Raw genomic sequence first — 20,130 nt, 5'->3', positions numbered from 1 at the left:
GTTCCCGTGGAGCGCTACGCGCCCCGGTCCGCCGACCGGACCGGCAGCGGCGGCAGGGCCGTCGCGTACAGCCAGGCGTCGAACAGGTCGTCCAGCGGCTCCGGGGCGAACCGGGCCACATGCGCGGTCAGCGCCGCCGTCGTCACCGCGCCGCCCCGGTGCAGGGACAGCCACGCGCGCAGCATCCGGAAGAACGCCTCGTCGCCCAGCGCGCAGCGCACCGCGTGCACCGTGAGGCCGCCGCGCTCGTAGAGCCGGTCGTCGAACATCGACCTGCGGCCCGGATCGGCCAGCCGCAGATCCTGCGGCTGCGCCGCCAGCGACCGGTGCGCGGCCGCCGCCAGCCGCTGCGCGTCACGGCCGCCCGACCGCTCCGACCACAGCCACTCCGCGTACTTGGCGAACCCCTCGTTCAGCCAGATGTGCCGCCAGTCGGCGATGGACACGCTGTTGCCGAACCACTGGTGCGCCAGCTCGTGCGCCACCAGCCGCTCCGAACCCCGCGCCCCGTCCACGTGGTTGGCCCCGAACAGCGACAACCCCTGCGCCTCGACGGGGACGTCGAGCTCCTCCTCGGTCACCACCACCGCGTACTCGTCGAACGGGTACGGTCCGAAGAGCTCCTGGAACAGGTGCATCATCGCGGGCTGGCGGGCGAAGTCCCGCGAGAAGCGCGAAAGCAAAGACGCCGGGACATGGCCGTGCTGCGGTACCCCGCCGAGCCCCGGATCGCCGAGCAGCACCGTCTGGTACCCGCCGATCGACAGTCCCACCAGATAGCTCGACGTCGGCGCGGACTGCTCGTACACCCACGTCGTCGTCGAGGCCTTCGCCGTCCGCGTGAGCAGCCGCCCGCCCGCCACCACCGCGTACGCGGACGGCGTCGTGACCGATATCAGGTACGACGCCTTGTCCGCGGGGCGGTCGTTGCACGGGTACCACGACGGCGCGCCCACGGGCTGGCTCGCCACCAGCGCCCCGTCGTCCAGTTCCTCCCAGCCGAGGCCGCCCCACGGGCTGTCCACCGGCCGGGGGTTGCCCGACCAGTGCACCTCGACGGTGAAGGCGGCCCCCGCCCGGATCGCCTTGGCCGGGCGCACGCGCAGCCGCCCGCCCCGGTGCGTGTAGTGGGGCTGCCTGCCGTCCACCCGCACCCGGCCGATCTTGAAGTCGGCCAGGTTCAGCTGGAACTCGGCCAGCGCGGCGCGCCCCGCGATCGCGTTGATCCGCGCCGCCCCCGACAGCCGGTTGGGGCCCGGCCGGTAGTCCAGCGTGAGTTCGTAGCGGTGCACCCGGTACCGGGGATCGCCGTTGGCCGGGAAGTACGGATCCGGCCCGACCGTCTGCTGAACTGCCACGTCCCCGTCCGCTCCCTGCCCTGTGCCCGAACCGCCCGCCGCCGGGCCGCCGCTCCCCGGACCCGGACGGCCCCCGCTCAGGGACGCCATGCCTCGATCGGGTTGCCGAGCCAGCGGGTGTCGTCCGGAACGGACTCCGCGGCCATGACGAGCGACGCGGGACCCAGGGTCGTCCGGGCCCCGATCGTGCTGCCGGGCAGCACGATCCCGCCGGGGCCCAGCGTGGCGCCCTCCCGCAGGACCACAGTATCCGTCCGCAAGATCCGGTCGTGGAAGAGGTGGGTCTGCAGCACGCACCCACGGTTGACCGTGACGCCGTCCTCCAGCGTCACCAGGTCCGCCTCGGGCAGCCAGTAGCTCTCCACCCACGCGCCGCGCCCGATCCGCGCCCCCAGACCGCGCAGCCAGGCCGTCATCACGGGCGTCCCCGGCACCGCCCCCGCCAGCCACGGAACGGCCACCACCTCGACGAACGTGTCCGCCAGCTCGTTGCGCCACACGAAGCCGCTCCACAGCGGATGCTCCCCGGCGCGGTGCCGCCCGACCAGCAGCCACTTGGCGGCGACCGACACGACCCCCGCAGCCGCCCCCGCGCCCAGCAGCACCACGCCCGCCAGCGGGACCGCCCACGGCCCCAGCGCGCACAGCACGGCCACCGTGGCGACGCCGAGCGCGGCCGAGCACAGCACCGGCACGATCCTGCACAGCTCCACCAGCGCCCGCGCCCACAGCAGCCGCGCGGGCGGCTCGTAGGTGCGGCTGTCGTCGCCGTCCGCCGAGTGCCGGGGCAGCTTCACCGGCGGCAGCCCCAGGTACGACGTGCCCTTCTTCGCCTTCTTCGGCGTCGCCGACAGCACGCCCACCAGCCCGCCGTCCGGCACCGACCGGCCCGGCGCGGTCATCCCCGAGTTCCCGAGGAACGCCCGCCGCCCGATCTCCGCGCGCCCCACCCGCACCCAGCCGCCGCCCAGCTCGTACGGCGCGGTCAGCGTGTCGTCGGCGAGGAACGCGCCCTCGCCGACCGTCGTCAGGCTCGGCAGGGCCAGCACCGTCGACACCTCGGCGCCCCGCCCGACCCGCATGCCCAGCAGCCGCAGCCACACCGGCGTGACCAGCCCGGCGTAGAGCGGGAACAGCGTCTCGCGCGCCCGGTCCATCAGCCGGGTCACCGTCCAGGCCTGCCAGCCGACCCGTCCGTGCGCCGGATGCGTGCCCTCCCGCAGCCCGACGCCCAGCGACCGGACGGCCACCAGCACCAGCAGCGCGTACACCGCCCCGTAGGCCAGCGTGGCGGGAACCAGCGCGACCGCCGCGCCCCGCACGGCCCCGCCCAGCCCGTCGCCAGGGCTCACGAACAGCGACGCCACCAGCAGCGCCGCCGCACCCGACAGCACCGGGAGCAGGGACACACCGAGCCCGGACACGCCGTACATGGCCCGCCAGCACCGGCTCTGCGGCGGCCGCTCCCGGGGGCGGTCGCGCTTGGCCCGGCCCAGCCCGACCGCGGGCGCGCCCGCCCACCGCTGACCGGTCGGGATCCGCCCGGTGACCGCCGACCCCGGCGCCACCTCGGCCCGCTTGCCGACCCGCGCGCCCGGGAACAGCGTGCTGCGCGTGCCGACGACGGCGTGCGCCCCCACCCTCACCGGACCTACCTCCAGCCGGTCGCCGTCCAGCCAGTAGCCCGACAGATCCACCTCGGACTCCACGGCCGCGCCCCGCCCCAGCCTCAGCAGACCGGTGACCGGCGGCAGCGTGTGCAGCTCCACGTCCGGACCGATCCTGGCCCCCAGCGCCCGCGCGTACCGCTGCAACCACACCCCGGTCAGCGACGTCGCCCCGCTGACGTCGGCCAGCCGCTCCGCCGCCCACAGCCGCACATGGACCGAGCCGCCGCGCGGATGACGGCCCGCCCGCACCCCCCGCAGCAGCAGCCGCGCACCGCCCGCACCGAGCGCGAGACGCCCCGGCGGACTGAAGAACAGCAGCACCCCCGCCGCCACCAGCCACCACGGAGCCGTCGGCAGCCAGCCGTACGCCGGCAGCAGATCGCCCAGCGCGGTCAGCGCGACCGTCCAGCGCAGCCCGAGCAACGTGAACAGGGGCACGAGCAGCACCAGCTGCACGCACTGCGTCCGGCGCGGCACCGGAGCGATCGTGCGACCGCCGGCGTCGTCGCACGCACCGGCCTCCAACCGCCGGGCCAGCTTGCGCAGCGTCGGCCGCTGGTAGACGTCCAGCACCGCGGCGCCGGGATAACGGTCGCGCAGCCGCGTGACGAGCCGGGCCGCCGCCAGACTGCTCCCGCCGATCGCGAAGAAGTCGTCCGAGGCCGAGGCGACCGGCACGCCCAGCACCTGCGCCCACTGCTCGGCGAGCCAGGCCTCGGTGCCGTACAACTGCTCCGTGCGCCCGCCGGTCTCCAGCCCCTTCAAGGGCCACGGCAGCGCGTCGCGGTCCACCTTCCCGGAGGTGCGCGTGGGCAGGTCGTCCACCGGCGCGAGCAGCGGCACCAGGGCCGCGGGCAGCTCGGCGCGCAGCCGCGCCACGGCAGCCGCCCGGTCCCAGCCGTCCTGGGTGACGACGTACCCGACCAGCAGCCCGCCACCGCTGCGCGCGGTCCGCACGGCCGCGGCCGCGGCCGCCACACCCGGCAGCGCCTGGAGCGCCGCGTCCACCTCGCCCAGCTCGATGCGCCGGCCGCCGAGCTTGACCTGCTCGTCGGCCCGGCCGAGGAAGACGAGCCCCTCGGCGTCCGCGCGCACCAGATCGCCGCTGCGGTACGCCCGCTCCCAGCCCAGCGACTCCAGCGGCGCGTACTTCTCCGCGTCCTTCGCGGCGTCCAGGTAGCGCGCGAGCCCGGCCCCGCCGATGACGAGCTGTCCGCTGCCGCCCCACGGCACGACCTCGCCGGCCTCGTCCACGACCGCCAGCTCCCAGCCCCGGAGCGGCAGCCCGATCCGGACCGGCTCCTCGCCCGACATCAGCGCGGCGCAGGCGACCACGGTCGTCTCGGTCGGCCCGTAGGTGTTCCAGACCTCCCGTCCCTCCGTCACCAGGCGCTGCACCAGCTCGGGCGGGCAGGCCTCGCCGCCGAAGATCAGCAGGCGGACGTCGTCGAGATGCTCGGGCTCCCACAGCGCGGCCAGCGTCGGCACCGTCGAGACGACCGTGATCTCCTGCTCGACCAGCCAGGGCCCGAGGTCGGCGCCGCCGCGGACCCGGGAGCGGGGAACGGGCACCAGACAGGCGCCGTACCGCCAGGCGAGCCACATCTCCTCGCAGGAGGCGTCGAAGGCCACCGAAAGTCCCGCCATGACCCGGTCGCCCGGCCCGATCGGCTCCCCGGCGAGGAACAGGGCGGCCTCCGCGTCCACGAACGCGGCCGCGCTGCGGTGGGTGACCGCGACGCCCTTGGGCCTGCCGGTGGAGCCGGACGTGAAGATCACCCAGGCGTCGTCCCCGGGCCCGGGCCGTGCGGCGGGGGCCGCCGTCGCGGACGTGTCGTGGACGGCGATCACGTGCCCGGCGCCGACGACGGCCCGCACGCCGGCCTCGCCGAACACCAGCTCGGCCCGCTCGTCGGGATCCTCGGCGTCCACCGGCACATAGCTCGCGCCGACGGCGAGGACGGCCAGGATCGCCACGTAGAGGTCGTTGGCGCCGGACGGGACGCGCACGCCCACCCGGTCGCCGAGCCCCACGCCGGCCGCGGCCAGCCGCCGCCGCAGGCCCTCCACCTCGGCGGCGAGGGCGCGGTAGGTGAGCGAGGCGACGCCGTCGTCCAGCGCCGGCTCGTCCGGGAACGACCGCACCGTCGCGTCGAGGACGTCGACCAGGGTGCGGGGGGAGGCGGCGGGGCCGCCGGACAGCCGGGCCGTGTCGCCGAGCGGCGCGCGGCTGTCTCCGTCGAGCAGGCCGAGAGCGACGCTCTCGTGGGTGGCTGCCATCGGTCCTCGCGTCTCGATCCCGGAAGCCTCCGGGGCGCCGGCGGGCCCGCAGGTCTGCCTGGGGTTGTCCGGTCCGGCTCGCAACAAGCCGGATATTTTAGTACGACGCTAGGCACGCCTGGGTCCGCCGGCCAGCGGACGGGGCCGTCCGGGGCCTCCTCGGGCTACTCGGGCTTCGCGGACTCCTCGCGTCCTTCGGGCTCCGGGAGGGCGGCCCCTACGACCGCGTGCTCCCGGGCCGGGATGCCGTTCCAAGCACACGAGTGGGGGCCGCGACCAATGGTCGCGGCCCCCACTCTTCATGTGTCCGAGGGGGGACTTGAACCCCCACGCCCGATAAAGGGCACTAGCACCTCAAGCTAGCGCGTCTGCCATTCCGCCACCCGGACAAGGTGTCTGTCGTGCGGGGTTTCCCTCGCGGCGACGTCGTAAACATTACCAGGCTTTCCGCAGTGCCCGATCACGGGAGGCGGGCCCCCGGCGGGCGGCCATGTGCGCACCGTGTGTGACGGGCCGGGACCGGTCTTGGGCCGGGGCCCGGGAGAGGGGGAGGATGAGGGGACCCACCAGCAGTGACAGCGGGAGGAACCAGCGTGAGCGCCACGGACGACACGGCCAGGACCGTCACCGGCGAGGACGAGGTCGTGGACCTCTGCCGCGAGCTGATCCGGATCGACACCAGCAACTACGGCGACCACTCGGGCCCCGGCGAGCGCAAGGCGGCCGAGTGGGTCGCCGAGAAGCTCGCCGAGGTGGGCCTCGAACCGGAGATCTTCGAGTCCCATCCGGGCCGCGCCTCCACGGTGGCCCGCATCGCGGGCGAGGACCCGTCGAGGCCCGCCCTGCTCATCCACGGCCATCTCGACGTCGTCCCGGCCAACGCGGCCGACTGGACCCACCACCCCTTCTCCGGCGAGGTCGCCGACGGCTGCGTGTGGGGCCGCGGCGCGGTCGACATGAAGGACATGGACGCGATGACGCTGGCCGTCGTCCGCGACCGGCTGCGCTCCGGGCGCAGGCCGCCGCGCGACATCGTGCTGGCGTTCCTGGCCGACGAGGAGGCCGGCGGCACCTACGGGGCCCGCCACCTCGTCGACCGCCACCCCCACCTCTTCGACGGCGTCACCGAGGCGATCAGCGAGGTGGGCGGCTTCTCGTTCACGGTGAGCGAGGAGCGGCGGCTCTATCTCGTCCAGACGGCCGAGAAGGGCATGCACTGGATGAAGCTGACCGTGGCCGGCACCGCGGGCCACGGCTCGATGATCCACCGGGACAACGCCATCACCGAGCTGTCCGAGGCCGTGGCACGGCTGGGCCGGCACACCTTCCCCGTGAGGGTCACCAAGACGACCCGGGCCTTCCTCGACGAGCTGGGCGACGCCCTGGGCACCCCGCTGGACCCCGAGGACATGCAGGCGACGCTGGCCCGGCTCGGCGGCATCGCCAAGCTGATCGGCGCGACCCTGAGCAACACCGCCAACCCGACCCAGCTGGGCGCCGGCTACAAGGTCAACGTCATCCCCGGCGAGGCCACCGCACACGTGGACGGACGGTTCCTGCCGGGGTACGAGGACGAGTTCCTGGCCGACCTCGACCGCATCCTCGGCCCGCACGTGCGCCGCGAGGACGTGCACTCCGACAAGGCGCTGGAGACGTCCTTCGACGGAGCGCTGGTCGAGGCGATGCAGTCCTCGCTCCTCGCCGAGGACCCCACGGCGAAGGCGGTCCCGTACATGCTCTCGGGCGGCACCGACGCCAAGTCCTTCGACGATCTCGGTATCCGCGGGTTCGGCTTCGCGCCGCTCAAGCTGCCGCCTGAGCTGGACTTCGCCGGCATGTTCCACGGCGTCGACGAGCGGGTGCCGGTGGACGGGCTCAAGTTCGGGGTGCGCGTGCTGGACCGCTTCATCGACGCATCCTGAAATGTCCCGGTGAAACGAGCTTTCGCCGGGCTCCGGCCGCGCCGGAAAAATCGTCCGCCTGTACGGACGCGACTGGGAAGAGTGAATGCGCCGATAAACTCGTAGCCTCATTAATTCCGCCTCGTTACTGGTGACATGCGATCCGCTGCTTGGGGTCGCTTTGCCAACAAGGAGGAATAATGATCAAGAAGGTCGTCGCTGCTGCGGCTGCCACTGGTGGGCTGGTTCTCGCGGGTGCGGGCCTCGCCGTCGCCGACGCCGGTGCCCAGGGTGCCGCGGTGGGCTCCCCGGGTGTGGTGTCCGGCAACGTCATCCAGGTTCCCGTGCACGTCCCGGTGAACGTCTGCGGCAACACGATCTCGGTGATCGGGCTGCTGAACCCCGCCTTCGGCAACACCTGCGTCAACGACTGACGTCGACCCGCTGAGGGGTCGTCCACACCGTCGGCCCCGGAGCGCACCCCATGCGCTCCGGGGCCGACCGGTCTTTTCCCGAAGGAAAGACCGAAGACTTCGAAAATCCCGAACAAATCGAACAGCTGCAATGATGCGAGCGATTCGGGACGCGGACGAAATGGAAAGCAGGGATTCAGCAATGCGACAGGTCACCCGCAAAAGCCTCATGACCGTGGCGGCGGCAACGGGGGTGATCGCCGCCGCCGGCGGCTACGCCCACGCCGACGCCGGCGCCAACGGCTACGCCACCGACTCGCCCGGCGTCCTGTCGGGCAACTCGGTGCAGGCGCCGATCAACGTTCCCGTCAACGTGTGCGGCAACACCGTCGACGTCGTCGGGGCGCTCAACCCGACCTTCGGCAACTCCTGCGCCAACAAGGGCGGCGGCGCCGCCTCGCGCGGATACGGCGAGCACCGGGGCGGCGCGGGCCACTCCGGGAGCCACGGCGGGAACCAGGGCGCGGGCCACAACGGCGGTCACGCCGCAGGACACGACAGCGGCCACCACGGCAGCCACCACGGCGGCCACAACGGCGGTCACGGCGGTTCCGGCGCGCACGGCGGCTCCGGGGGCGCGCAGGCGGGCGGCCACACCGGCGGATCGCCGGGCGTCGGCTCCGGCAACCACGTGCAGGCGCCGGTCGACGTGCCGGTGAACGTGTGCGGCAACAGCATCGACGTCGTCGGGATCCTCAACCCGAGCTTCGGCAACGACTGCGCGAACGACAGCGGTCCCGGCATGCACACGCCCCCGTCCCGCGGCCACGAGACCCCGGGCAGGCCCGGCGGCCACGACCACGGCAAGCCGGGCGTGTCCAGCCCGTCCCACCCCGGCGGCGTGCCGTCCACCCCCCACCACGTGACGCCGGCCGGCGCCTCCTCCGTGCACCGGCCCGCCGCCCAGGCCCCGCAGCTCGCGCACACGGGCAGCGAGATGCCGATGGGCCTCGTCCTGCCGGTCGGCGCGGGCGCGCTGCTCGCGGGCGCGGTGCTCTACCGCAAGGCGCGCCCCTCCGCGTAAGCGGTCCGGGCGCCCACAACGGAGCGGGCCCCGCCTCGGCGGGGCCCGCTCCGTTTTCCGTCTCTCACCTCACCACGTGGCACGCACCTGGCGGATGATCCGCCGGCGCAACCGCACCCTGCGGCTGCCGTCACGCAGCAGGCTCAGGCGGTCCAACTCCCAGTGTCCGTACTCGGCATGGTCGGTCAGCAGTCGCGTCGCCTCCTTGCGGGAGACCCCGCGCGGCACGTAGACGTCGACGAATTCGTATTCCGGCATCGCATCTATTGTGCGGGCTGGGGCCCGGTACGGATAGCGTCTGCACTATGTCTGATGCTGCGCAGCCCACCGCTGCCGAGGTACGCGCCGCCGCCGAGGCGGTCAAGACCGCGCTCGACCGCCACCTGGCCGCGGTCGAACGCAGGACGGGAGAGGACGACCCGGCTGTCAACGAGGCCTTCAACGAGCTGGCCGCGGCCGCCGAGGTGTACGACGAACTGCTCTACGACCGCTACGACGAGGTCACGCCCTTCGAGATCCCCGGCGCGGAGGACTCCCTGCCGCCCTACGCGGGGCCCGAGGAGCCGAACGCGCTGAGCGTGCTCATCCGCCGCGACTACGCCGTCGCCGAACCGCAGCGGCTGCTGGCGCAGGCCCAGCGGGTGGAGGCGGCGGACGAGGAGGCCGCCGGAGCCGAGGCCGCGAGCACCGTGCACGGAGCGCTGGGCATCCTGTTCGGCGAGTTCGAGGCGGACGAGATCGCCTCGCGGCACAAGGAGTTCGGCCTGGAGGAGGGCGACTCCACGCTGTGGGTGCTGGCCGCCGACGAACCGCCCGAGCCGGGGGAGTGGCTCGAGGCCCCGTTCGACGACGCCGACCCCGAGCGCGTGGTCTGCCGCTTCGACGTCAGCTCGGTCTTCGACGAACTGGACGACGACCCCGACGACGTCGAGGACGAGGAGCTGGAGACGCTGGACGCGGACCGCTAGCGCCCGCACCGCGACCGGCCGCCCGTGCTTCCCGGCGTCACGGGACGGAGGCCGCATCGGCGGCGGTCGTGGAGGGGGAGACCCCTTCACGACCGCCGCCTTTCGCGTTACTGCGCCGCCGGGAGCTGGGTGCGCAGCAGCACCGGCAGGCGGGTCGTGCGCGGTTTCGCCGGAACCTCCGCGACCGCCTGCGGCAGGGCCTGCTCCACTCCGTGCACCACCGACAGATGACGCTCCGCCCGGCCGAAGGCCGTGTACACCCAGGGGCGGGACAGGGCCCGCGCCCCGTCTCCGGGCAGCACCACGACCGCCGCGGGCCACCGGCTGCCGACGGCCTGGTGCGCGGTGAGCGCCCACCCGTGGCGCACGGTCTGCTCCACCCGCTCCCTCGGGACGACGACGAAGACGTCCGCGCACGTCAGGTGCAGCCCCTCCGCGTCGGCCGTCACCACCCGGCCGGTCACCGTACGGCCCGGCGCGGGGGAGTAGGCGATCCGGTCGCCGGGGTCGAAGCCGCCGAAGCGGCCGGGGCCCGGATTGAGCCGTTCTTTCAGAGCCGTGTTGAGAGCGCGGGTACCGGCCGCGCCCCCGTGTCCCGGGGTGATCACCACGGCTTCGTCGGAGGTGATCTGGAAGGCCCGCGGCACCGAGTCGGCGAGGAGCTGCACCGTGCGGTGGACGGCCTCGCCCGCGTCGCGCACCGGCACGATCACGATCTCCTTGCCCGGCGCGTCGACCTGGTTCAGCTCGCCGATCCCGACCCCGGACACCAGCTCGCCGAGCGGCCCGGGGTCGGGCACGCGCGAGGCGACCTGGGGGCAGGCGCGCGCGGCGAGCAGGTCGGCGAAGACCCGGCCGGGTCCCGCCGACCACAGCACCGCAGGGTCGCCGCTGAGCACCAGGCGTGCCCCGTCCGGCAGGGACTCGGCCAGCATCGCGGCGCTCTCCACGTCGAGTTGCGGCGCGTCGAGCACGATCAGCAGATCGAGCGCGAAGGCCCCGTCGCCGTCCCGGCCCGGACCCTCGGCGCCGGAGAGGAGACCCGGGACGGTCACCACCGCGCCGTCCGGGGCCGGCTCGCCGAGCAGGGCCGCGAACCGCCGACGGCCGTCGGCGGTGTGGCACGCGGCGACGGCGCGCAGGCCCAGTCCGAGGGCGGCGGTGAGGAGCGCGGCGGGCTCCGCGCGGGCGGCCTCGCCCCCGGTGTGCAGCACCAGCCCGTGGCCGGCCACGGCGCGGATCAGTTCGGCGGTGCTGCCGGACGCGGCGGCGGCCGCGGGCTCCCAGGACGCGGCCGCCTCCTCGGCCGGGGAGTTGACCACGCGGGCCAGGGCGTCCGCGAGGCTCTCCTCGGCGAGCGCGTAGCGCTCCAGGCCGACCAGCACCCGGACCGGCCGGCCCTCCTCGCCCTCCGGCCCTTCGTCTCCCTGCTCCCCCTGCTCACCCGGCACGGCGGCCGCGGCCGGACGGTCGGCCGCAGGCGCGTCCGGGGCGTCCAGGGCGTCCTGGAAGACCAGGGCCTCTCCTTCGGCCAAGGTGCTCTGTACGGCCGCGTCGGCGTCCGGCACGGCCTGCCGCACGAGCGCGGCGGCGAGCGTGGGCAGCTCCAGGGCCGTGTGCCCGGCCAGCGCGGCCTGCTCCAGCAGCCAGACCGTCACGGCACGGCCGCGCCGCTCGTCGTCGGGGGCGCATCGCGGGCCCAGCAGCGACCGCGCGAACCCGTCGGCCTGCTCGGGGCGGACGCCGGGGACACGCAGCAACTGCCACGGGTCCTCGCGCAGGACGTCCTCGGCGCCCTCGCCGAGCGCGGCGGCCGCCTGTGCCGCGAGCGCCTCGGGCGCGCCGCCGCCGGCCAGCACGCGCCGCACGCCCTCGACGGTGTCGGCCGCGGGCGCCGACGGGAGGGACTCGGCGGGCGCGGGCTGCGGCCGCCGGACCGGCTCGGGGGCGGCGCGGCGCGGGGCGGGTTCCGCGCCGAAGACCGTGGCCGGGGGCGTGGCCCCGCCCTCCACGGCCCGCACCGCGGCCAGCAGGTCGGCCGCCTTCCCGCTGAGCTTGGCCCCGGCGGCGATGGGGGCCGCCTTCTCGGCCTTGCGCCGCTCGATCCGCTCCCGCTCCAGCTTCTGCGCGGCGAGTTCGGCCTGCGCCTCGGAGAGCTGTGCGGCGGCCTCCGCGGCTGCGGCCTCGGCGGTCGTGGAAGCACCGCCGTCACCCTCGCCGTCGGCCGCGCCCGCATCGGTGTCGTCCGCGACGGCCTCCGCGTCGCCGGCGGAGCCCTCCGGGCCCGTGCCGGCGCTCTCGCCGTCCACCGGGGACGCGGCGGCACCGTCGGCCCCGGAGGCGTGGGCGCCGCCCGCACGGTCCGGGCCGCCGGGGTTCGTGTCCTCGGCGTCGGCCGGCGTTCCGGGCTCCTCGGCGGCGTCCGGCCCCGCCGGTGCGGCGTTCTCCGTGCTCTGCGGGGAATCCGGCTCCGTGCTCACAGCGTGCTCCAGTCGTGATCGGGATAGCGGTGCACGGGCGCCGACACGTCGTCGAGGGCCCGGCAGATCTCGTCAGGAAGACTAAGCGCCTCCACTGACAAAGCCGCCGTGAGCTGCTGCGCGTTGCGCGCGCCGACGATCGGGGCGGCCACGCCCGGCCGGTCGCGCACCCAGGCCAGGGCCACCTGGAGGGGCGTCACCGCAAGCCCGTCCGCCGCCGTCGCCACGGCGTCGACGATCCGGCTCGCGGTGTCGTCCAGATAGGGCTCGACGAACCGCGCGAAGTGCTCGGAGGCGCCGCGCGAGTCGGGCGGCAGGGCGTCCCCGCGGTACTTGCCGGTGAGGACGCCCCGGCCGAGGGGAGAGGAGGGCAGCAGGCCGACGCCCAGGTCGAGCGCGGCGGGCAGCACCTCGCGCTCGATGCCGCGTTGCAGCAGCGAGTACTCCATCTGCGTCGCCGCCAGCCGCGTCCGCGTCCCCGGCGCGGCGAGCTGCCAGGTGGCCGCCTTGGCGAGCTGCCAGCCGCAGAAGTTGGAGACGCCCGCGTACCGGGCGCGACCGCTGGAGACGGCGATGTCCAGCGCCTGGAGGGTCTCCTCCAGCGGAGTGTCCGGGTCGAAGGCGTGCACCTGCCATATGTCGACGTGGTCCGTGCCCAGCCGGGAGAGGGAGGCGTCGAGAGCGGCGAGCAGATGACCCCGTGAGCCGTCGAAGCGCCGGTCCGGGTCGGGCACGCTGCCCGCCTTCGTGGAGACGACCAGGTCCCGGCGCGGCACCAGCCCGTCCATGAGCCGCCCGAGCAGGTACTCGGCGTCCCCGTCGCCGTACACGTCGGCCGTGTCGACCAGGGTCCCGCCCGCCTCCCAGAACGTCTTCATGACGTCCGCGGCGTCGTGCTCGTCGGTGCCGCGTCCCCAGGTGAGGGTGCCGAGCCCGATGCGGGACACACGCAGGCCGGTGCGGCCGAGATGCCTCTGCTCCATGGACGCCGAGATTACTGGCCAGAACTGGGCGGTGGGTTGCCTGTGGACAACCGGATCCGGGGACGGCGGACCGGGTTCCGCGCAGGCCGCGGCGCAGGCGCCCGCCCGCGCGACCCTCGCCACACCGTCTCCCGGCCCCGCGCCCCCCGCGCTAAGGTCTGCGCAACAGCGTCGTTACTGATCAGTAAGGGGATCGGCCATGCAGCTCGGGATCAACCTCGGCTACTGGGGTGCCGGAATGGACGGCGACAACCTCGCCGTCGCCCAGGAGGCCGACCGCCTCGGGTACGCCGTCTGCTGGGCCGCCGAGGCCTACGGGTCGGACGCGGCCACCGTGCTCACCTGGGTCGCCGCGCAGACCGAGCGGATCGACGTCGGCTCGGCCATCTTCCAGATCCCCGCGCGCCAGCCCGCGATGACCGCGATGACCGCCGCCACGCTCGACTCCCTCTCCGGCGGCCGCTTCCGGCTCGGCCTCGGCGTCTCCGGGCCGCAGGTCTCCGAGGGCTGGTACGGCGTCAAGTTCGACAAGCCGCTCTCCCGCACCCGCGAGTACGTCGAGATCGTCCGCAAGGCGATGACGCGTGAACGGCTGTCGTACGAGGGCGCGCACTGGACGCTGCCGCTGCCCGGCGGCCCCGGCAAGCCGATCAAGCTGACCGTGCACCCCGAGCGCGAGCACATCCCGCTGTACATCGCGGCGATCGGCCCGAAGAACCTGGAGCAGACCGGCGAGATCGCCGACGGCGCGCTGCTCATCTTCCCGTCCGCCGACCACCTCGAGGACACCGCGATCAGGCACCTGCGGGCCGGACGCGAGAAGGCGGGCAAGACCCTGGAGGGCTTCGACGTCTGCCCGACGCTGCCCCTGGCGCTCGGCGAGGACAAGGACGTCGAGCGCCTCGCCGACACCTTCCGCCCCTACACCGCGCTCTACGTCGGCGGCATGGGCAGCCGCAAGCAGAACTTCTACAACCAGCTGGCGCAGCGGATGGGGTACGAGGCGGCGGCCGCCGACATCCAGGACAAGTACCTGTCCGGCGACAAGCAGGGAGCGGCGGCCGCGGTCCCCCACGAGCTGATCGACCGCACGACGCTGCTGGGCTCGGTGGAGCGGATCGCCGACCGGATGAAGGCCTACGCGGCCGCCGGCGTCACCACCCTCACCCTGGCCCCGGCCGGTTTCGCCCTGGAGGAGCGGCTGGCCTCGCTGCGGGCGGGCGTGCGGGCCGCGGAGCTGGCCGGCCTCGTCTGACCGGACGGAGCGGGCCGGAACGGGCCCGCGCGGACGGCTCCGCGGACGACCGCGCGGGAAGGCACGCGCGAGAAGGCCCGGGGAGCCGCGCGGCGGAGAGTTTCAGCGGCCGTGGTGGGGGCTCGGGGGTCTTCCCCGCCACGGCCGTCACGGAGCACAACGCGCCGCGCGGCGCCTGGTTACGCTCCCCGGCCGACTCCCGGCGTCCCTCTTTAGGCGGAGTCGGCCGACACTGCTGTTGCAGCGCCCGGCGGGCCGCACTTGACTCGTTCCTTGCGGAACCTTGCGGAACCTTGCGGAATGCTGCGCAGTGCGGAGAGGGGCCCACGATGCTTTCGGCCAAGAGTCTGTTCCAGGAGATCATCGACGACGACGAGTCCTTCGCGCTGTTCTGCTCGATCGCGGCCGGCGGCGAGTCGCAGGGGGGCTGGGAGAACGGCCGGATCGCCGCGCTCGTCCCGCCCGCCGAACGCGCCCTCGCCCCCAAGATCGCCCGCCACGGCGCCGACGAGGACAAGCACGGGCGGATCTTCCGCGCCCTGATGCGCAAACGCGGCCTCGACCCGGTGCCCGTCCCGCCCGACACCGACTACACGATGCTCCTGGAGCGGGGCGGCATCGGCCTCTCCCACGACCGCCTCAGGGCGGAGCGGCCCCTGACGGTGCCCGACGTCGTCACCTACCTCTCCCACAGCCGGGTCACCGAACAGCGCGCCGCCGAGCAGATGGCCCTGCTGCGCAGGCACTTCGCCGACCACCCCGACATCGGCCGCGCGGTCAGGATGATCGCCGCCGACGAGGGCAACCACCTCGCCTACTGCCACGAGGAACTGCTGCGCCTCGCGCGCGCGGGGCACGGGCGCGCCATCCAGCGGACCCTGCGCGCGTGCGCGCTCGCCGAGATCCGCGTCTACCGCGACGTGAGCCTGGCCGTCATGGCCCACATGGGCCGCATCCTCGGCTGGTCCAGGGCGCGCGCGGTCCTCCTCGCGGCGGGCATCCGCGCCGTCTACGCGTGGGAGCGGTTCGCCGGCTGGCGGCGGATGGTCTCCCTGAAGACGCCCGAACGCCGCGACGCCCTCGGCGGCCCCGCCACCGCGGCCCCCGAGTTCGCCTGACCCGCGTCAGCCGCCCGGGCGCTACAGCCAGCCGCGGCGCTTGAACAACCGGAACAGCAGCAGTTCCAGCACGCCCATCACCACGATCACCGCCGGATACGACCACACCCAGTGCAACTCCGGCATGTGCTCGAAGTTCATGCCGTAGATCCCCGCGATCATCGTGGGGACCGCCGCCATGGCCGCCCACGCCGAGATCTTCCGCATGTCGTCGTTCTGCCGGACGCTCATCTGCGCCAGATGCGCCGAGAGGATGTCCGTCACCAGCCGGTCCAGCCCCTCCACGGACTCGTTCACGCGCGTGAGGTGGTCGCTGACGTCCCGAAAGAACGGCCGCGCCTTGTCGTTCACGAACGGCACGCCGGGGCCGGACATGCTGCCCCCCGCCAGCCGGTTCAGCGGCGGCCCCAGCGGGCCCGTAGCCCGGCGGAACTCCAGGATCTGCCGCTTGAAGGTGTAGATCCGCGAGGCGGTGTTGCGCGAACCCCCGCCGTCCGGCGAGAACACCTCCGCCTCCAGCTCCTCCAGGTCGGTCTGCAACTCCGTCGCCACGTCCAGGTAGTGGTCCACGGTCGCGTCGGCGATGGCGTACACGACCGCCGTGGGCCCCTTGGCGAGCAGCTTGCGTTCGCGTTCGAGCCGGTGCCGCACGGCGGCGAGCGGCGCGCCCTCGCCGTGCCGGACGGTCACCACGAACGAGTCCCCGAGGAAGACCATCACCTCGCCGGAGGAGACCGTGTCGCTCTTCGGCTCGTAGACGACGGGCTTGAACACCAGGAACAGCGAGTCGTCGTACACCTCCAGCTTGGGCCGCTGGTGCGCCTTGAGCGCGTCCTCGACGGCGAGCGGGTGCAGCCCGAACTCCCGCGTGACGAGGTCGAACTCGTTCTCGGTGGGCTCGTGCAGCCCCACCCAGACGAAACCGCCCCCGGCCCGCGCCTCGTCCACGGCGTCCGAGAAGTCCCCCGGACCCTCCGTGCGACGTCCGTCGCGGTAGATGGCGCAGTCGACGATCACCGGACGCGTCCTCCCTTCGATCGCTCGCCGGCGCACACGCGCGTGCGCCTACCCTGGGCCGCATGCCCACGCTGATCCTCGTCCGGCACGGCCGGTCCACCGCCAACACCTCCGCAGTGCTCGCCGGCTGGACGCCCGGCGTCGCCCTCGACGAACGCGGAGCCGCACAGGCCGCCGCGCTGCCGGGGCGGCTCGCGGCGCTGCCGATCGCGGAGGTCGTCACCAGCCCCCTTCAGCGCTGCCAGGAGACGCTGGGCCCCCTGCTCGCCGCCCGGCCCGCCCTGCGCGCGCACACCGACGAGCGGATCGGGGAGTGCCACTACGGCGACTGGTCGGGCCGCAAGCTCGCCGAGCTGACGGACGAGCCGCTGATGGAGATCGTGCAGTCGCACCCCTCCGCGGCCGCCTTCCCGGGCGGCGAGTCCCTGCGGAGCATGCAGACCCGCGCCGCCGAGGCGGTGCGCGAGTGGAACGCGCGCGTGGAGCGCGACCACGGCGCCGACGCCGTCTATCTGATGTGCTCGCACGGCGACATCATCAAGTCGCTCGTGGCGGACGCACTGGGGCTTCATCTCGACCTCTTCCAACGGATCTCTGTGGAACCTTGTTCCATCACGGCGATCCGTTACACCCGGCTGCGCCCCTTTCTCGTGCGTCTCGGCGACACCGGCGACCTCGCCTCCCTGGCGCCGCGCGAGGAGCCGCCCACGGGGGACGCCCCGGTCGGGGGCGGTGCGGGCGCACCGTGATCGTCGGCCGCAGTAGGGTGAAGCGGTCCGCGAACGCGCGCATACCCGCGGGGACGTCCCCCCACGCGTCCCCGGTGCCACGATGACCCACGACTTCCATGGAGACAGGACGTGTCCCGTCAGGTGTTCCTCTACGACCCCCCGGACCGTTTCGTGGCCGGTACGGTCGGGCTGCCCGGGCGCCGCACCTTCTTCCTCCAGGCCACCGCCGCCGGCCGGGTGACCAGCGTGGCCCTGGAGAAGACGCAGGTCGCCGCGCTCGCCGAGCGCATGGACGAACTGCTGGACGAGGTCGTACGCCGCAGCGGCGGCAGCGCCATGGTGCCCGCCGTGTCGCCCGCCGAGAACAGCGACACCGCTCCCCTCGACACCCCGATCGAGGAGGAGTTCCGGGTCGGCACCATGGCCCTCGCCTGGGACGGCGAGGAACAGCGCATGATCGTCGAGGCGCAGGCCCTCGTGGAGCTCGAGGCCGACTCCGAGGAGGACCTCGCCGAGGCCGAGGAGCGGCTCCTCCAGGACGAGGAGAACGGTCCCCCGATGCTGCGGGTCCGGCTCACCGGCGCGCAGGCGAGGGCCTTCGCCAAGCGCGCCCTCGACGTCGTCAACGCCGGCCGGCCGCCGTGCCCGCTGTGCAGCCTCCCGCTCGACCCGGAAGGACACGTATGTCCGCGCCAGAACGGATACCGCCGGGGAGCGTGACGACCACCGACCCGGCCCTCGCCGACCTCCTCGCCCACGGCGGACTCACGGTCCGCGGACGCATCCGCGACGCCTCGAACGCTGCCCTTTACTGCACCGTCGCCCACGAGGGCCGCGAGACCGCCTGCGTCTACAAGCCGGTCGCGGGGGAGCGGCCCCTGTGGGACTTCCCCGACGGCACCCTCGCCGGGCGCGAGGTCGCCGCGTACGAGGTCTCGGAGGCGACCGGGTGGGGCCTCGTCCCGCCCACCGTGCTGCGGGACGGCCCGCACGGCCAGGGCATGTGCCAGCTGTGGGTCGAGACGGCCCCCGAGTCCGAGCTGCTCGCCCTGGTGGACGGCGAGGAGCCCGAGCCCGGCTGGAAGGCGATCGGCTTCGCCGAGGTCGGCGAGGGCCGCACCGCGCTGCTGGTGCACGCCGACGACGAACGGCTGCGCCGGCTCGCCGTGCTGGACGCCGTCATCAACAACGCCGACCGCAAGGGCGGCCATCTGCTGCCCACCGCCGACGGCCGCCTGTACGGCATCGACCACGGCGTCACCTTCAACGCCGAGAACAAGCTGCGCACGCTCCTGTGGGGCTGGGCCGGCGAGCCCCTGACCGCGGAGGCCGTCGACGTCCTTGAGGGCCTCAGAAGCGCCCTGGGGCCCGGCGGACGGCTGTCCCGCGCGCTGAGCGGGCTCATCACCCCCGCCGAGATCGACGCCACCCGCGTGCGGACCGAGGCCCTGCTCGCCGCCGGGACCCACCCCGAGCCGAGCGGCGACTGGCCCGCGATCCCCTGGCCCCCGGTCTAGTCCGGGGCGCGTGAGGCGGCCGCGGCCGGGGTCACAGCGGCCGGCGACCCGCAAGAGCGCCTTCCCGGCCATCCGGCCGCTCCGGTTCGTACGCGCAACTGCCGTCCGGTTACGCTCATGACATGCATGCCTGGCCCGCTTCCGAGGTCCCCGCCCTGCCTGGTCAGGGCCGCGACCTGAGGATCCACGACACCGCGACCGGCGGTACGGTCTCCCTCGACCCCGGTCCCGTCGCCCGAATCTACGTCTGCGGCATCACGCCGTACGACGCGACCCACATCGGTCACGCGGCGACCTACAACGCGTTCGACCTCGTCCAGCGCGTGTGGCTCGACACCAAGCGGCAGGTCCACTACGTCCAGAACGTCACCGACGTCGACGACCCCCTCCTGGAGCGGGCCGAACGCGACGGCGTCGACTGGGTCGCCCTCGCCGAGAAGGAGACGGCCCTCTTCCGCGAGGACATGACCGCCCTGCGGATGCTCCCGCCGCGGCACTACATAGGCGCGGTCGAGGCCATACCCGGCATCGTCCCGCTCGTCGAGCGACTGCGCGACGCGGGCGCCGCCTACGAACTCGACGGCGACGTCTACTTCTCCGTCGAGGCCGATCCCGACTTCGGCAAGGTCGCGAACCTGGACGTCGCGACCATGCGCGCGCTGTCCGCCGAACGCGGCGGCGACCCGGAGCGCCCCGGCAAGAAGAACCCGCTCGACCCCATGCTGTGGATGGCCGCCCGCGAGGGCGAGCCCAGCTGGGACGGCGGCTCGCTCGGCCGCGGCCGGCCCGGCTGGCACATCGAGTGCGTGGCCATCGCCCTGGACCACCTGGGCATGGGCTTCGACGTCCAGGGCGGCGGCTCCGACCTCGCCTTCCCGCACCACGAGATGGGCGCCTCCCACGCCCAGGCCCTCACCGGCGAGTTCCCCATGGCCAAGGCGTACGTGCACGCCGGCATGGTCGCGCTGCACGGCGAGAAGATGTCCAAGTCCAGGGGCAACCTCGTCTTCGTCTCCAGGCTCCGGCAGGACGGCGTCGACCCCGCCGCCATCCGGCTCGCCCTCCTCGCGCACCACTACCGCGCCGACTGGGAGTGGACCGACCAGGTGCTGGCGGACGCCGAGGCCCGGCTCGGCCGCTGGCGCGCCGCCGTCTCGCGGCCCGACGGACCGCCCGCCGAGGCGCTCGTCGAGGAACTGCGCGACGCCCTCGCCGCGGACCTCGACGCCCCCGCCGCGCTCGCCGCCGTCGACCGCTGGGCCGCGCTCCAGCAGGAGACGGGCGGCACCGACATCGGCGCCCCCGGCATCGTCTCGCGGGCGGTGGACGCCCTGCTCGGCGTGGCGCTCTGACGC

Annotated in this window: 16 protein-coding genes and 1 tRNA gene; 10 read left to right on the top strand and 7 right to left on the bottom strand. The window is 74.1% G+C overall.

Going from position 1 to position 20,130, the window contains the following annotated elements:
* Nucleotides 1-14 precede the first annotated feature (14 nt).
* The 3 genes from ACGFSH_RS22835 to ACGFSH_RS22825 all read right to left on the bottom strand — a co-directional run bounded on the left by ACGFSH_RS22835 (nt 15) and on the right by ACGFSH_RS22825 (nt 5,697).
* A complete protein-coding gene (locus ACGFSH_RS22835; RefSeq protein WP_393351392.1) occupies nt 15-1,358 on the bottom strand; it encodes a M1 family metallopeptidase in 1,344 nt (447 codons plus the stop codon).
* Between the two features lie 77 nt (nt 1,359-1,435).
* A complete protein-coding gene (locus ACGFSH_RS22830) occupies nt 1,436-5,308 on the bottom strand; it encodes a Pls/PosA family non-ribosomal peptide synthetase (RefSeq protein WP_393351390.1) in 3,873 nt (1,290 codons plus the stop codon).
* Between the two features lie 304 nt (nt 5,309-5,612).
* Nucleotides 5,613-5,697, bottom strand: a tRNA-Leu gene (locus ACGFSH_RS22825).
* Between the two features lie 204 nt (nt 5,698-5,901).
* On the opposite strand from ACGFSH_RS22825, the gene ACGFSH_RS22820 reads away from it, so the two are divergent.
* The 3 genes from ACGFSH_RS22820 (at nt 5,902) to ACGFSH_RS22810 (ending at nt 8,706) form a co-directional block, all read left to right on the top strand.
* Entirely contained in the window at nt 5,902-7,230 is a 1,329-nt protein-coding gene (locus ACGFSH_RS22820) for a M20/M25/M40 family metallo-hydrolase (protein ID WP_393351389.1), read from the top strand.
* 179 nt (nt 7,231-7,409) lie between these two features.
* Nucleotides 7,410-7,643, top strand: coding sequence for a chaplin ChpH (gene chpH, locus ACGFSH_RS22815; protein WP_069773519.1), 234 nt, complete (start codon nt 7,410-7,412; stop codon nt 7,641-7,643).
* 181 nt (nt 7,644-7,824) lie between these two features.
* A complete protein-coding gene (locus ACGFSH_RS22810) occupies nt 7,825-8,706 on the top strand; it encodes a chaplin (protein ID WP_393351387.1) in 882 nt (293 codons plus the stop codon).
* A 69-nt stretch (nt 8,707-8,775) separates the two neighbouring features.
* Here the strand turns inward: ACGFSH_RS22810 and ACGFSH_RS22805 are convergent, their stop codons facing one another.
* The gene (locus ACGFSH_RS22805) at nt 8,776-8,964 is read right to left on the bottom strand and encodes a DUF5703 family protein (protein ID WP_014671721.1); all 189 of its coding nucleotides are present in this window, start codon (nt 8,962-8,964) and stop codon (nt 8,776-8,778) included.
* Between the two features lie 47 nt (nt 8,965-9,011).
* Between ACGFSH_RS22805 and ACGFSH_RS22800 the strand changes: the two genes are divergently transcribed.
* Nucleotides 9,012-9,674 (top strand): hypothetical protein, encoded by a 663-nt coding sequence (locus ACGFSH_RS22800; protein WP_393351386.1) that lies wholly within the window; start codon nt 9,012-9,014, stop codon nt 9,672-9,674.
* Between the two features lie 107 nt (nt 9,675-9,781).
* Here the strand turns inward: ACGFSH_RS22800 and ACGFSH_RS22795 are convergent, their stop codons facing one another.
* A complete protein-coding gene (locus ACGFSH_RS22795; protein ID WP_393351384.1) occupies nt 9,782-12,154 on the bottom strand; it encodes a helix-hairpin-helix domain-containing protein in 2,373 nt (790 codons plus the stop codon).
* Nucleotides 12,151-13,137 carry an aldo/keto reductase gene (locus ACGFSH_RS22790; protein ID WP_393351382.1) on the bottom strand — a complete coding sequence of 329 codons (987 nt, stop codon included), beginning with the start codon at nt 13,135-13,137 and terminating at the stop codon, nt 12,151-12,153. Before ACGFSH_RS22790 ends, ACGFSH_RS22795 begins: the two co-directional genes overlap by 4 nt.
* 199 nt (nt 13,138-13,336) lie before the next feature.
* Between ACGFSH_RS22790 and ACGFSH_RS22785 the strand changes: the two genes are divergently transcribed.
* Entirely contained in the window at nt 13,337-14,392 is a 1,056-nt protein-coding gene (locus tag ACGFSH_RS22785; protein ID WP_393351380.1) for an LLM class F420-dependent oxidoreductase, read from the top strand.
* A 329-nt stretch (nt 14,393-14,721) separates the two neighbouring features.
* A complete protein-coding gene (locus ACGFSH_RS22780; RefSeq protein ID WP_393351378.1) occupies nt 14,722-15,510 on the top strand; it encodes a ferritin-like domain-containing protein in 789 nt (262 codons plus the stop codon).
* 21 nt (nt 15,511-15,531) lie between these two features.
* Here the strand turns inward: ACGFSH_RS22780 and corA are convergent, their stop codons facing one another.
* On the bottom strand, nt 15,532-16,527 hold the full coding sequence (corA, locus tag ACGFSH_RS22775; RefSeq protein ID WP_393351376.1) for a magnesium/cobalt transporter CorA: 996 nt from the start codon (nt 16,525-16,527) through the stop codon (nt 15,532-15,534).
* Between the two features lie 62 nt (nt 16,528-16,589).
* Here corA and ACGFSH_RS22770 point away from each other — a divergent pair, with 62 nt between their 5' ends.
* The 4 genes from ACGFSH_RS22770 (at nt 16,590) to mshC (ending at nt 20,127) form a co-directional block, all read left to right on the top strand.
* Entirely contained in the window at nt 16,590-17,276 is a 687-nt protein-coding gene (locus ACGFSH_RS22770) for a histidine phosphatase family protein (RefSeq protein WP_329408224.1), read from the top strand.
* 111 nt (nt 17,277-17,387) lie between these two features.
* Nucleotides 17,388-17,978 carry a DUF3090 domain-containing protein gene (locus tag ACGFSH_RS22765; RefSeq protein WP_329408222.1) on the top strand — a complete coding sequence of 197 codons (591 nt, stop codon included), beginning with the start codon at nt 17,388-17,390 and terminating at the stop codon, nt 17,976-17,978.
* On the top strand, nt 17,942-18,775 hold the full coding sequence (locus tag ACGFSH_RS22760) for an SCO1664 family protein (RefSeq protein WP_393351374.1): 834 nt from the start codon (nt 17,942-17,944) through the stop codon (nt 18,773-18,775). Before ACGFSH_RS22765 ends, ACGFSH_RS22760 begins: the two co-directional genes overlap by 37 nt.
* Before the next feature lie 122 nt (nt 18,776-18,897).
* Nucleotides 18,898-20,127, top strand: a complete 1,230-nt coding sequence (gene mshC, locus ACGFSH_RS22755; protein ID WP_329408218.1) for a cysteine--1-D-myo-inosityl 2-amino-2-deoxy-alpha-D-glucopyranoside ligase — start codon at nt 18,898-18,900, stop codon at nt 20,125-20,127.
* Nucleotides 20,128-20,130: the final 3 nt, after the last annotated feature.

The organism is Streptomyces sp. NPDC048481 (assembly GCF_043200075.1).
Classification (GTDB): domain Bacteria; phylum Actinomycetota; class Actinomycetes; order Streptomycetales; family Streptomycetaceae; genus Streptomyces.
Note: the sequence above shows the minus strand (reverse complement) of the source record. Positions and strands in the feature narration are given on the sequence as shown.